Raw genomic sequence first — 12,772 nt, forward strand, 5'->3', positions numbered from 1 at the left:
CGGTCGGTTCTCCTCCACTGTGCAACGGATCGCTACCTGGCGTCCGTGCAGAAGTACGCACAGTCTCCGGAGCACGGGTGTCACGTTCCTGACAGCGGAGGTCCGATGACAGTCCCGCGCTTGCCCCCGACCGTGCAGCCGGTGCGAGCCGTGGTCTGGGCCCTGCACCTGCTGATCCCGCTGGCCGCGCTCTGGCTGCTGCTGGCCGTGCCGAACGCCGACACCCTCTGGCACCACCCGCCGAGCCACTTCTGGCTCGTCCTGAACGTCGCCGCGATCAGCCTGGTGCCCGGCGTGGCGATGACCGCGGCCGCGCTGAATCGGCGGGACGCCCGGCTGTTCCTGGTCTCGCTCTGTTTCCTGTCGTCGGCCGGCTTCCTGCTGCTGCACGCGCTGGCGACGCCGCTCGTCCTGGTGGATCACGCGAACGTCGGGTTCGACCTGTCCCAGCCGACCGGGCTGGCGATCTCCGCGGTGTTCGCGGCGGTGTCGGCGCTGCCGCTCAACTCCGACCGGGTGCTGGCGCTGCGGGTGCCGCTGTGGGGCGGGCTGACCGCCCTGATGGTCGCCTGGGGTGTCGTGACGCTCCTCGACCTACCGCCCTTGAACGCACCACCGCAGACGCGGGACGTCGAAGGTCCACTCGCGATCGTCGCGCTGCTCGCGGTGGCGCTGTACCTCGGCGCGGCCTGGCGCTACTACCGGATGCACCGGCGCGCGCCGGCCGCGGTGCTGGTCAGCATCCTGACCGCGTTCGTGCTGCTGGCCGAGGCGATGGTCGCGGTGACGCTCGCCGACAAATGGCATCTGTCCTGGTGGGAGTGGCACCTGCTGCTGGTCTTCGCGTTCGGCTTCGTCGCGTACAGCGCGTACGTCCAGTACCGCACCGAGGGTTCGAGCGCCGGGCTGTTCGACGCGGTGATGCTCGCACCAACGGTCCGGGCCGTCCGGGCCCAGTACGAGGCCGCGCTCGAGGAACTCGTCACCGTGCTGCGCGAGCGCGAACGCAGCGGGCACGTCTCGTCGGAACCGCTGGCCTCGCGCCTGGCCGAGCGGTTCGGGCTGACCGAGCGACAAGCCGTCGTCCTGGACCGGGCCGGTACCGCGCTCGCCGCCGAACGCGAGCTCTCCGCGCTGCTCGGTGCGCTGGTGGCGGTCGGCGAACGAGCGCGCGTCGGCCTCGGCGAGCAAGAGCTGCTCGCCGAGGTACTGACCCAGGTGCGCCCGGCTTACGGCCCGGTGTCGGTGGGCCTCGTCACAAACGGCGTTCTGGACGTCGGGGGGCGCGCCTATGACCCGCAGGCACTAGCCGCCCGTGGCCCGTATCGGGAGGGCGGCCTGCTGGTCCATCCCCTGACCGTGAAGGGCCAGGTCGCGGGCGTCGTCGAGGTGCCGGCCCGAGCCGGTTCGCCGACGTGGGCCGCGCTCTCCGCGGCGCTGGCGAACCAGCTGTCGATCGCGGTGGAGAACGCCAGGCTCTACGCCGAGCTGAGCACGCTGTTCCGCCAGTACATGTCGCCGGACGTCGCCGCGTCGCTGCTCGCCGACCCGGAGCAGGCGGCGCTGGGCGGCTCGATCGTCGAGGTCACGGCACTCTTCGCGGACCTGCGCGGCTTCACGACGTTCTCCGAGCAGGCCGACCCGGCGGAGATCGTGACGATGCTCAACCGGTACCACGGGGTTGCGGTGCCGTGCATCCTCGACAACGGCGGCACGGTGGTGCAGTTCGTGGGGGACGCGCTGCTGGCTCTGTTCAACGCACCGGCTCGGCAGCCCGACCACGCGGTCCGGGCGGTCCGCGCCGGTCTGGGCCTGCAGTCCGCGGTGGACTCGATCGCCGCCGGACGCCCGGGCTGGCCTCGGTTCCGGGTCGGCATCAACACCGGGGACGCCTTGGTCGGCAACATCGGCAGCGAGACGCTACGGGGGTTCAACGCGATGGGTGACGCGGTCAACGTCGCTGCGCGGCTGCAGACGCTCGCCCAGCCCGGTCAGGTGGTGGTCGGGGACGCGACGATGCAGCAGCTCGGGCCGGACGTCTCGGCGTACTCGCTGGGCGAGCTGACCGTCAAAGGACGGCTGCAGCCGGTGCGGGCGCACGTGGTTTCGGAGGAGGGACCGTGACGGTCGAGCCTCCCGCCACCGAGTTCTGGGGTCTGCTCAAGTCCGAGGAGGCCGCGGACTTCCTCGCGCTCGCCCGCGAACGCCGGTGGCCGCGCGGCGCGGTGATCTTCCACGAGTTCGACGAGTCGGACTCGGTATTGGTGCTGGTCAGCGGGCGCGTGAAGGCGTACTCGAGCACCGGGAGCGGCACCGAGGTGATGCTCGCGGTCCGGGAGCCGGGAGCGCTGGTGGGTGAGCTGGCGGCGATCGACCAGCGTCCGCGGTCGGCCACCGTCGAGGCGCTGGAGCCGGTGAGCGCGCTGGTGCTGCCGCTCGGCGCGTTCCAGGAGTACCTGCGCGCGCACGGACGCGTGGCGCTGCTGCTCGCCCAGACGCTCGCCGACCGGCTCCGGGACGCCGACCGGAAGCGCCTGGAGTTCGGCGCGCACGACACGCTCGGCCGGGTCGCGGCCCGGCTGGTGGAACTCGCCGACCGCTTCGGCGAACCCACCGAGGAGGGGACGCGGATCGCGTTGCGGCTGTCTCAGGACGAGCTGGCGGGGTGGATCGGCTCGTCCCGGGAAGCGGTGGCCAAGGCGCTGCAGACGCTGCGCGCCGACGGCACGATCAGCACGTCACGCCTCACGGTCGTCGTCCACGACCTACCCGCCCTGCGGAACCGCGCGTCCGACTACTGAGCCAGGTAGTAGAGCAGGTCCTGGCGGGTGAGGATGCCGATCGGCTTGCCGTCCTCCAGGACCACAGCGGCGTCGGACGCCTCCACGGCCTTCATCGCGGCGTCCACGGACTCGCCGGAGCCGACGGCAGGCAGCGGCGGCGCCATGTGCTTCTCGACCGAGTCGCTCATCACCGCCCGCCGCTCGAACAGCGCGTCGAGCAGCGCCGCCTCGCTGATCGAGCCGGCGATCTCGGCCGCCATCACCGGCGGCTCGGCGCGGACGACCGGCATCTGCGAGACGTGGTACTCGCGCAGGATGTCGATCGCCGTGCGGACGGTCTCGTTCGGGTGGGTGTGGACGAGCTGCGGCATGCCTTCGCTCTTGGCGCGCAGCACCTCCCCTACGGTGATGCCGCCGGGAATGCGGTCGGCCAGGTTGAGGAACCCGTACCCGGCCATCCACTCGTCGTTGAAGATCTTCGAGAGGTAGCCCCGGCCACCGTCCGGCAGCAACACGACCACCACGGCGTCCGGCCCGGCCTCGCGGGCCACCTTCAGCGCGCCGGCTACGGCCATTCCGCAGGAGCCACCGACCAGTAGCCCCTCTTCCCTGGCCAGGCGCCGGGTGAGCAGGAACGACTCCGCGTCGGAGACCGCAACGACCTCGTCGGTGACTGCCGGGTCGTACGCGGTCGGCCAGAAGTCCTCACCGACGCCCTCGACCAGGTACGGACGCCCGGTGCCGCCGGAGTACACCGAACCCTCGGGGTCGACGCCGACGATCGTCACCGTGCGACCGGCCTCGGCGGCCTTCTCCTTGAGGTACCGCCCGGTGCCGGTGATCGTCCCGCCGGTACCGATGCCGGTGACGAAGTGCGTGACGCGCCCCTCGGTGTCAGCCCAGATCTCCGGGCCGGTCGTCGCGTAGTGGCTCGCCGGGCCCTCGGGGTTCGAGTACTGGTCGGGCTTCCAGGCGCCGTCGGTCTCCCGGACCAGCCGGTCGGAGACGCTGTAGTACGAGTCGGGGTGCTCCGGCGGGACCGCGGTCGGGCAGACGACGACCTCGGCGCCGTAGGCCCGCAGCACGTTCCGCTTGTCCTCGCTGACCTTGTCCGGGCAGACGAAGATGCACTTGTAGCCCTTGGTCTGCGCGACGATGGCCAGACCGACGCCGGTGTTTCCGCTGGTCGGCTCGACGATCGTGCCGCCGGGGCGCAGCTCGCCGGACTTCTCGGCCGCCTCGATCATCCGGACCGCGATCCGGTCCTTCACCGAGCCGCCGGGGTTCAGGTACTCGATCTTGGCGAGAACAGTGCCCGGCACCCCCTCCGCGAGGGAACGCAGTTTGACCAGCGGCGTACCGCCGATCAGGTCGACCACAGACTCGAAGTACCGCACGTCGCCAGCCTAGCCGCCGACTAACCGCCCAGGTCGGAGCGGGTCGCTCCGCGCAGTTCGCGGACCCGCTCCAGCAGCTCCTCCGCCTCCGCCAGGTCGGTGTCGGCGAGTAGCTCCTGCGCGCGGGCCACGGCGGCGTCCGCCTCGGCGTCCTCGCCCTGGTGCGCGAGCACGACCGCCAGCCGCAGCAGCACCAGACCCTCGCGCACGTGGGCGTCGACGGCCCGGAAGCCGGCGACTGCCTCGCGGAACCGGTCGGCGGCCACGGCCGGGCGGCCGGCGGCGAGGTCGACCTCGGCCAGCGCGGCCAGCGTGATGCCCGCACCGGTGTGGTTGCGGGTCCGCTCGGCCACCGCCTTGGCCGACTCCAGCCACCCAGCGGCCTCCTCCAACCGGCCGTCGGTCAGTTCCAACCGGCCCAGCTCGCGGAGCGCGGTCACCTCCCACATCGCGTCGCCGAGCCGCCGGAACACCGGCAGCTGCGGTGCGACCAGCTCGCGGGCGACCTCGGTGCGGCCTGCCTTGCGGTGCGCGCGCGCCAGCGAGGTGCGGGCGCGCGCCAGCCCGGCGGTGTCACCGGCGTCGCGCCTGGCGTCGACGGCACGCTGCAGGGTCCGGACCGCGGCGTCGACGTCTCCCCGGGCCAGTTGCAGGCTGCCGAGGCCCCGCAGGGCGCTGGCCCGGAGACCCGCCGCTTCACCGGCCGGCCAGGCCTCCGGGGTCGCTTCCCGGCAGAGCCGCAGGGTCTGTCCGTAGTGGTCCTCCGCTTCGGCGAGCCGACCGGCGCCGTGCAGCGCGCTGGCCAGGCGGCGGTGGGCCGCGGCGGTGCTCGGCAGGTCGCTGGTGCGCTCCCACCACTCCAGCGACCGCCGGGCGTGCGCGAGTCCGAGCCGGATGTCGCCGCTGTACTGGGCGGCCCTGGCCATCGCGTACTCGGCGTGCGCGATCCGGTCGGGCTGCCCGGTCGCGGTCGCGGCGGCGAGCCCGGCCGTCCAGAGCCTGCGTCCGTCCGCGTGGAACGGGTAGTGGGCGAAGTCCGGCTCGACCGCGACGGCGAGACGCCACGCCGCCTCCAGCAGCTCGGCGTCGTCGCCCGCGACCGCGACGGCGGCGGTGACCGTCGCGACGATGTTCTCCCGCTCGCCGTCGACGAACGCGTGGCGCTGGTCGTACCCCGGTTCGGAGGAAAGCGGGGCGAGCCGGGCGAATCCAGCGGCGTTCGCCGCATAGTGGTAGGCCAGCCGTCGCAGCGCCGCCCGCCCCTCGGGACCGCCCGCCCCACCGAGCTGCTCGACCGCGAACAACCGCAGCAGGTCGTGTAGCCGGTACCGGTCGGACGCCACGACCTCGACCAGTTGCCGCTCGACCAGCCGGTCGAGCGCGGGCACCGCACCTCCCCCGAGCACGTCGCAGAGCGCCGCCGCGGCCGCGGCGTCGAAGTCGGTGCCGGGATGCGCGCCGAGGCGGCGGTAGACCCGCTGGTGGTAGGCGTCGAGTTCGGTGTAGGTCGCGCCGACGCTGGCCCGCACGGCGTCCGGGCCGTTGCTCAGCTCGTCCAGGCGACGCCCCTCGTCGGCGAGGCGCTCGGCCAGCGTCGCCATCGACCAGGACGGCCGGGCGCGCAGACGGCTGCCCGCGATACCGACCGCCAGCGGCAGGTTGCCGCAGGCGCGGAGGACGGCCTCGGTGGCCTCGGGGTCGGCCTTGACCCGGTCACTACCGGCCACCCGGGCCAGTAGGTCCCGCGCCTCCGCCACCGAGAACACGCCCAGCCGGATGAGGGTGGCGGCGGCCAGCTCAGCCAGCACCGGCCGGCTGGTCACCAGCACCAGCGAGCCGGGCGTCCCGGGCAGGAGCGGGCGGACCTGGGCGGAGCTGCCCGCGTCGTCCAGGACGATGAGGAACCGGCGGTCGGCGACCCGGGTGCGGAACCGCGCGGCCAGCGTCTCGGTGTCGCCGCGGAGCTCACCCTCGTCGGCACCCGGCGCGTCCGGCAGACTGCGCAGTAATCGGCTCAGGACGTCGCCGGGGTCGGCCGGTTCGGCACCGGCGCCGCGGAGCCGGACGAACAGCGCCCCGTCCGGGTACCGGTCGGCGATCCGGTGCGCGACGTGCAGCGCCAGCGCCGACTTGCCGACGCCCGCCGGGCCGGACACCGCGATCACCGGCGCACCCTCGTCGACCGCCGCGAGGATCCGGTCCAGCTCCTCGGCGCGACCGGTGAACAGCGCGGGCTGGGCGGGTAACTCGGCAGGCCGATTGCGCGGCGGGACGACCGCGGGTGGCGGGGGTGCGGGCTCGGGCTCGGCGACCGGCCGCTGCTGCCAGAGCGCGAGCAGGGCCGTGATCAGCGCGGCGACCGCGACGGCCGGCCAGGCGTACGGTTCCAGCGGCGCCAGCCGGCCGGGCAGCTCGCCGCCGGTGGCCACATTGACCGCGACCGCGAGCAGTACCGACGTCACCGCGGAGGCCATGGCCAGGGCCACCAGTACGAAGGCTCGGCGCACGTGCAGCTCCCCGACGTCCCGATCGTGTGGGGCGCAGAGTATCCGGGTGCGCACAGAGTGGCGCAAACGGCGCTCCCCCATTTGTGTAGTGACGGGTCACCGACTGACTGAGAGTGACATTCCCGACGCCGAGCTAACTTTGAATCAGCGCCGCGGATGCACCGGGGCGTCGCGGGTCATCCCGCGGCGGCTCCCCGCACCGCGGCGCGAGCCAGCAGTGGCTTCGGTCACACGGCGTGAGCAGGAGGTGACACGTGGACGGTCGAGTACTTCACGCGAAGCGGGTCGCGATCGGCGCGGCCTGCGGTGGGGGTGGCCTAGGGCTACTCAGCGCTGCGTTCTACGGACTACTGCTCGGCCAGGCGAACCTGGCCCGTCGTGCGATCCAGCCGCTGGAGATGGGGCCGCCCGCCGCGGACGGCCGCTACGTACCCCCGTCCGGCACCGATGCCGCACCTCCGGTGCGCCTCGCTCTGCTCGGCGACTCCAGCATGGTCGGTTACGGCGTCGAGACCGTGGACCAGACACCCGGCGCGCTGTTCGGCACCGGCCTGGCCCGGCTGGCCGACCGGCCGGTGGACGTGGTGTCCGCGGCCGTGATCGGTGCGCGCAGCGTCGACCTGGCCGCCCAGGTGGACGTCGTCCTCGGCCAGCCGCACCGGCCCGACCTGGCGCTGATCTTCATCGGCGGCAACGACGTCACGCACAAGACCCGGCCGTCGATCGCGGTCGAGCAGCTCAAGCGGGCGGTGGCCAGGCTGGTGGACGCCGGTGTCGAGGTCGTGGTGGGCACCTGTCCCGACCTCGGGACGATCCGGCCGATCCCGCAGCCGCTGCGGTACATCGTCCGACGCTGGAGCCGGGACCTTGCGGCGGCGCAGACCGTCGCCTCGGTCGAGGCAGGCGGCCGTACGGTGTCGCTCGGCGACCTGCTCGGCGCGGAGTTCGCCGCGAACCCGGTCGAGATGTTCTCGCCGGACCGGTTCCACCCCTCGGCGGCGGGGTACGGCCGTGCCGTCGACGCGATGCTGCCGTCCGCGGCCGCAGCGCTCGGCATCGGCCCGGCCGCGACCGAGCAGCCCCGTCCGGAGCGCGGCGAGGGCGTCCGGTCGCTGGTCGACGCGGCCGTCGCGGCGGCGGAGGCCGCCGGGACCGAGGTCGCACCGGCCGAGGTCGCGGGCCGCGAGCGCGGTCCGTGGGGTCGGTGGGTCGAGCTGCGGCATCGAATCCGCTTGTTCGGCGGCACCCCGAACGTGGGTAAGGCTCCCGAAACAGTAAGCGCGGCCTGATTTTGAAAGCTGGAGCCCGCTGAGAGCGGGGCTGACATCCGCGCCACACGACGCCGCGTATTGGTCATACTCAAGTCGTGTGGCGCGGCTGCCAGCGTCGTTCTCAGCGGGCCGCCCACCAAAAGAGGAGGCGGGATGAGGTTCGGTGCTCTCGCGGCCGGCGCGGCCACTGCGGCGGCGACCGCGGCAGGCGCCGCCGTCTCGGTGCTTGCCGTGGAGGGCCTGCTGGCGCGCAGGCGGCGGTACCTCTCGGCCGACCTGGCTCCACCCGGGTCCGGCGTGTTCGGGTCGGGTCGGCCGCTGCGGCTCGTCCTGCTCGGCGACTCGACCGCGGCCGGGCTCGGCGTCGCGGTGACCGGGGAGACCGTCGGTGGGCGGCTGGCCGAGTTGCTGGCGTCCACCGGGCGGCGGGTACACCTGTCGTCGGCCGCGGTGGCCGGTTCCCGCACCATCGATCTGGACGCTCAAGTCGCCCGCGTCCAGGTGCACGGTGTGCCGGACGTTGCGGTGATCCTGGTCGGCGGTGAGGACGCGATCGCGTTCACGCCACTGGACGTCGTCGAGGCGGAGCTGACCGCGACCGTGCGGCGCCTGGTCACCGCCGGTTCGTCGGTGGTCGTCGGGACGTGTCCCGACCTGGGAGCGGCCCGGAACTTCGGGCAGCCGCTGCGGGAGATCATGGCCTGGTCCGGACGCCGGGTCGCGGCAGCGTCGGCGCGGGCCGCGTCGGGCGCCGGGGCGGGCGTGGTCGACCTGGCCGGCCGCACCGGCGGCGTGTTCCGCGCGGATCCCGGGACGCTGTCGGCCGACGGGTACCACCCCTCGGCGGACGGATATCAGCTCTGGGCGCTCGCCCTGTACCCGCTCGTCTACGAGGCCTCCCGCACCGTCCGCACCTAAAACTAACGGTGTTACGCATCACATGGCGGCGAGCCATGTCCCGGTCAAGCTACCGAGCGGTAACGTGCTCGGTAACAACACCGTCACAAGGGCTGGGAGGACACCGTGGCTGAGTTCGCCGACCGCGACGCCGTCATCGTCGCCACCGCGCGGTCACCGATCGGACGCGCGGTCAAGGGTTCACTGAAGGACGTCCGCCCGGACGACCTGGCGGCGACGATCGTCCGCGCCGCGCTCGACAAGGTCCCCGCGCTCGACCCGGCGACGATCGACGACCTGATCCTGGGCTGCGGTCTGCCCGGCGGCGAGCAGGGTTACAACATGGGCCGGGTCGTGGCGATCCTGCTCGGTCACGACTCGCTGCCCGGCACCACCGTGACCCGGTACTGCTCGTCGTCGCTGCAGAGCACCCGGATGGCGTTCCACGCGATCAGGGCCGGCGAGGGTGACGCGTTCATCTCGGCCGGTGTCGAGACCGTGTCCCGGTTCGTGAACGGCAGCTCGGACGGTCTGCCCGGCACCACGAACCCGCTGTTCCTGGACGCCCAGAAGCGCACCGACGACTCGGCGGCAGGCGGCTTCGTCTGGCACGACCCGCGCGAGGACGGCACGCTGCCGGACGTCTACATCTCGATGGGACAGACCGCCGAGAACCTGGCTCAGCTCAAGGGGGTTTCCCGGCAGGAGCAGGACGAGTTCGCGGTCCGGTCGCAGAACCTCGCCGAGAAGGCGATCGCCAACGGGCACTTCGACCGGGAGATCACCCCGGTGACGCTGGCCGACGGCACGATCGTGAGCACCGACGACGGGCCGCGGCCCGGCACCACGTACGAGAAGGTCTCCGGGTTGAAGCCGGTGTTCCGCCCGGACGGGACCGTCACGGCGGGCAACGCCTGCCCGCTCAACGACGGCGCGGCCGCGGTGATCATCGTCAGCGGCAAGAAGGCCCGCGAGCTCGGGCTGACGCCGCTGGCCCGGGTCGTGTCGACCGGCGTCTCCGGCCTCTCCCCCGAGATCATGGGCTACGGACCGGTCGAGGCGTCGAAGCGTGCGCTGGCGCTCGCCGGGCTGTCGATCGGCGACATCGACCTGGTCGAGATCAACGAGGCGTTCGCGGCGCAGGTCATCCCGTCCTACCGTGACCTGGGCGTCGACCTGGACAAGCTGAACGTCAGCGGCGGCGCGATCGCGCTGGGCCACCCGTTCGGCATGACCGGCGCCCGGATCACCGGCACGCTGCTGAACAACCTCCAGGCCCACGACAAGCAGTTCGGCCTCGAGACGATGTGCGTCGGCGGCGGTCAGGGCATGGCAATGGTGCTGGAGCGCCTGAGCTAGGAACGCAGCGGCTCCCGCCGGGCACGAACCGTCCGGCGGGAGATCCGCCGTCCAGCGTCAGGACAGGACGTCGACCGGGTCGACGCCGCCGGGCTGAGCACCGGCGAGCGACGGAGCCGCGGCGAGCACGTCGTCCGGACGCGACCGGAACCAGTCGATCGTCCGCCGCAGGCCCTCTTCCACCGGCACCTTCGGCGCCCAGCCGAGCAGCTGCCCGGCCAGGCCGATGTCCGGACGGCGCCGGGTCGGGTCGTCGGTGGGCAGCGGGTGGTACTCGATCGTCGAGGTCGACCCGGTGAGCGTCAGCACGACCTCGGCGAGCTGCCCGACGGTCCACTCCACCGGGTTACCGATGTTGACCGGTCCGCTCACCGAGCTGTCGATCATCGCGACGATGCCCGCGATCAGGTCGTCGACGTAGCAGAAGCTGCGGGTCTGGCTGCCGTCGCCGTAGATCGTCAGCGGGTCGCCGACCAGCGCCTGCGTGATGAAGCTCGTCACCACGCGACCGTCCTGCGGGCGCATCCGGGGCCCGTACGTGTTGAAGATCCGGACGATCCCGACGTTGAGGTCGTAGCTGCGCCGGTAGGCCATCGAGACCGCCTCGGCGTACCGCTTCGCCTCGTCGTAGACGCTGCGCGGGCCGACCGGGTTGACGTTGCCCCAGTACTCCTCGCGCTGCGGGTGCACGATCGGGTCGCCGTAGACCTCGCTCGTGGAGGCCAGCACGAAGCGGGCGCGGTCCCTGGCCGCGAGGCGCAGCGCGTTCTCGGTGCCCCGGCTGCCCACGGCGAGCGTCTCCAGCGGCATCCGGTGGTAGTCCGGCGGCGACGCCGGGCTCGCCAGGTGCGCGACGGCGTCCACCCGCCCGGCCACGTCGAAGCTCTCGGTCACGTCGGTCTCGATCAGCGTGAAACCGGGGTTCGCGAGGAACGGCTCGACGTTCTCCGGGCGACCGGTCGAGAAGTTGTCCAGGCACACGACCTGGTCGCCGCGCCGGAGCAGCGCCGCCGAGAGATGAGAGCCCAGGAAGCCGGCGCCGCCGGTCACCACTACACGCATTCGTCCCCCTGGGATTCCGGACACCTCGACTCGTCGCTACTAACGACCGACGACACTGTACAGAGCTGTTCAGGAATTACCCAACTCCGCCTTTCCGGCCGATGCTGGGATCAGGCGTTGAATTGACTGTGAGCCGCCTCGCAATCTGCTCGATGCGACGCGTTGACGATTCGTTAACAACTCTTTTTAGGAATCACTTATGAAGCCGGGGTCGCCGCGCGGACGCGCACGTTTCCGCAGCATGACGTAGGTGGCAAAAGCCACAGTGCACTCATGACGCGCTTGACCGGTTCTCGATATCCGCCTACCTTGACTGCCGTCCGGGGGATCCATTCGCTATTCCGCTGGTCATATCCGGCGAACAGCAGAGAGGATTTCTCCACGACATGGCGACGCAGCGCGCAGGATCGATCTCGCTAAGTAGTGACGCCGTCATGCGGGGAGAATTGATGATTCCGACCGATTCGGCAGCGGCGCCAATACGCAATTCACGGGCGAATCGGAAGCAGGAGTTCTAGATCGTGTCCTATCCAGCGCAGCGGCGGGCGCCCGGTCCCCCGCCGCCGGTCTGGCGGACCTCCGACGCCGTCGCAGCCGCTGCCGCGTGGGACGGCGCCGACGCCACGATGATCTTCGACCTCGGCTGGGACGACGCCGGCTACGGCCCGTACGACGCTCCGTCGCCGGTCTCCGCGCCGATCGGCGTCGGGTTCGTCGGCGACGACCCGAAATCGCTGGAAGCCGTGATCGGCCGGCTCTCCGGCGGCAAGGTCCTGAGCGCGCCGGCGAGCGGCCCGGCGATGCGCGCCCGCCGCGTCCGGCGACACGCGCTGCTCCCCGACACGTTCGTCCCGGCGCTCCGCCCGGCCCGGCGCTACCTGATCCACTTCCTGACCGCCGGCTGGCTGGTCACGATGGTGTTCTTCTGGATCTGGTGGCTACGCCCGGAGCACCGCAACGGCTGGGCCGGCCTGCTGATCAACAGCGCGCTGCTGCTCTACCTGTCGGTCTACCCGATCCTGCCGATCCTGCGGTTCAACAAGATCACGACGGTCAACCCGCGCCTGCCGATCCCGGACCTGCGGGTCGCGTTCTGCGTCACCAAGGCGCCGTCCGAGCCCTGGGACACCGCTCGCACCACACTCGAAGCGATGCTGCGGCAGCACTACCCCCACCGCTACGACGTGTGGATCTGCGACGAGGACCCCAGCGAGGAGACCCTCGATTGGTGCCGCCGCCACGGCGTCCGCGTCTCCACGCGCCGGGGGCAGCTCGAGTACCAGCGGGACACCTGGCCGCGCCGGAAGAAGTGCAAGGAAGGCAACCTCGCCTACTTCTACGACCACTACGGCTACCGCGACTACGACATCGTCAGCCAACTCGACTGCGACCACATCCCCGGCCCGACCTACCTCGCCGAGATGGTCCGCCCGTTCGCCGACGACTCCATCGGCTACGTCGCCGCCCCCAGCGTCTGCGACACCAACGCGGACTCC

At 72.0% G+C, this 12,772-nt stretch carries 9 protein-coding genes; 6 read left to right on the forward strand and 3 right to left on the reverse strand.

The genetic code is table 11. From position 1 onward, the window contains the following. Window positions 1-105 precede the first annotated feature (105 nt). Both BUB75_RS41875 and BUB75_RS41880 read left to right on the forward strand, forming a co-directional pair. Complete coding sequence (locus BUB75_RS41875; protein ID WP_073266065.1) at window positions 106-2,124, forward strand: adenylate/guanylate cyclase domain-containing protein; 2,019 nt, start codon at window positions 106-108, stop codon at window positions 2,122-2,124. After that, window positions 2,121-2,801 carry a Crp/Fnr family transcriptional regulator gene (locus BUB75_RS41880; RefSeq protein ID WP_073266067.1) on the forward strand — a complete coding sequence of 227 codons (681 nt, stop codon included), beginning with the start codon at window positions 2,121-2,123 and terminating at the stop codon, window positions 2,799-2,801. The genes BUB75_RS41875 and BUB75_RS41880 overlap by 4 nt, the downstream gene beginning before the upstream one ends. On the opposite strand, the gene BUB75_RS41885 is transcribed toward BUB75_RS41880, so the two are convergent. Together BUB75_RS41885 and BUB75_RS41890 are read right to left on the reverse strand one after the other, a co-directional pair. Then, complete coding sequence (locus BUB75_RS41885; protein ID WP_073266069.1) at window positions 2,795-4,180, reverse strand: cystathionine beta-synthase; 1,386 nt, start codon at window positions 4,178-4,180, stop codon at window positions 2,795-2,797. The two genes, BUB75_RS41880 and BUB75_RS41885, sit on opposite strands and share 7 nt — an antisense overlap. A gap of 20 nt (window positions 4,181-4,200) precedes the next feature. Next, window positions 4,201-6,687, reverse strand: a complete 2,487-nt coding sequence (locus tag BUB75_RS41890; RefSeq protein ID WP_073266071.1) for an ATP-binding protein — start codon at window positions 6,685-6,687, stop codon at window positions 4,201-4,203. A 254-nt stretch (window positions 6,688-6,941) separates the two neighbouring features. Here BUB75_RS41890 and BUB75_RS41895 point away from each other — a divergent pair, with 254 nt between their 5' ends. The 3 genes from BUB75_RS41895 (at window position 6,942) to BUB75_RS41905 (ending at window position 10,214) form a co-directional block, all read left to right on the forward strand. Further along, window positions 6,942-7,976, forward strand: a complete 1,035-nt coding sequence (locus tag BUB75_RS41895) for an SGNH/GDSL hydrolase family protein (protein WP_073266073.1) — start codon at window positions 6,942-6,944, stop codon at window positions 7,974-7,976. Window positions 7,977-8,111: 135 nt separating this feature from the next. Further along, complete coding sequence (locus BUB75_RS41900; protein ID WP_073266075.1) at window positions 8,112-8,876, forward strand: SGNH/GDSL hydrolase family protein; 765 nt, start codon at window positions 8,112-8,114, stop codon at window positions 8,874-8,876. Between the two features lie 105 nt (window positions 8,877-8,981). Continuing rightward, entirely contained in the window at window positions 8,982-10,214 is a 1,233-nt protein-coding gene (locus BUB75_RS41905; RefSeq protein ID WP_073266077.1) for an acetyl-CoA C-acetyltransferase, read from the forward strand. A gap of 57 nt (window positions 10,215-10,271) precedes the next feature. Here BUB75_RS41905 and BUB75_RS41910 read toward each other — a convergent pair whose 3' ends face one another. After that, window positions 10,272-11,276, reverse strand: coding sequence for a UDP-glucuronic acid decarboxylase family protein (locus BUB75_RS41910; RefSeq protein ID WP_073266079.1), 1,005 nt, complete (start codon window positions 11,274-11,276; stop codon window positions 10,272-10,274). A 521-nt stretch (window positions 11,277-11,797) separates the two neighbouring features. On the opposite strand from BUB75_RS41910, the gene BUB75_RS41915 reads away from it, so the two are divergent. After that, window positions 11,798-12,772, forward strand: a 975-nt coding sequence (locus BUB75_RS41915) for a glycosyltransferase family protein (RefSeq protein WP_218618103.1), incomplete at its 3' end; no start/stop codon positions are given.

The sequence above is a fragment of the Cryptosporangium aurantiacum genome, from assembly GCF_900143005.1.
GTDB classification, from domain to species: domain Bacteria; phylum Actinomycetota; class Actinomycetes; order Mycobacteriales; family Cryptosporangiaceae; genus Cryptosporangium; species Cryptosporangium aurantiacum.

Excerpts from the sequence above, each read along its gene's own strand:
- BUB75_RS41875 (WP_073266065.1), top strand. The coding sequence starts at position 106 with ATGACAGTCCCGCGCTTGCCCCCGACCGTGCAGCCGGTGCGAGCCGTG.
- BUB75_RS41900 (WP_073266075.1), top strand. The coding sequence starts at position 8,112 with ATGAGGTTCGGTGCTCTCGCGGCCGGCGCGGCCACTGCGGCGGCGACC.
- BUB75_RS41910 (WP_073266079.1), bottom strand. The coding sequence starts at position 11,276 with ATGCGTGTAGTGGTGACCGGCGGCGCCGGCTTCCTGGGCTCTCATCTC.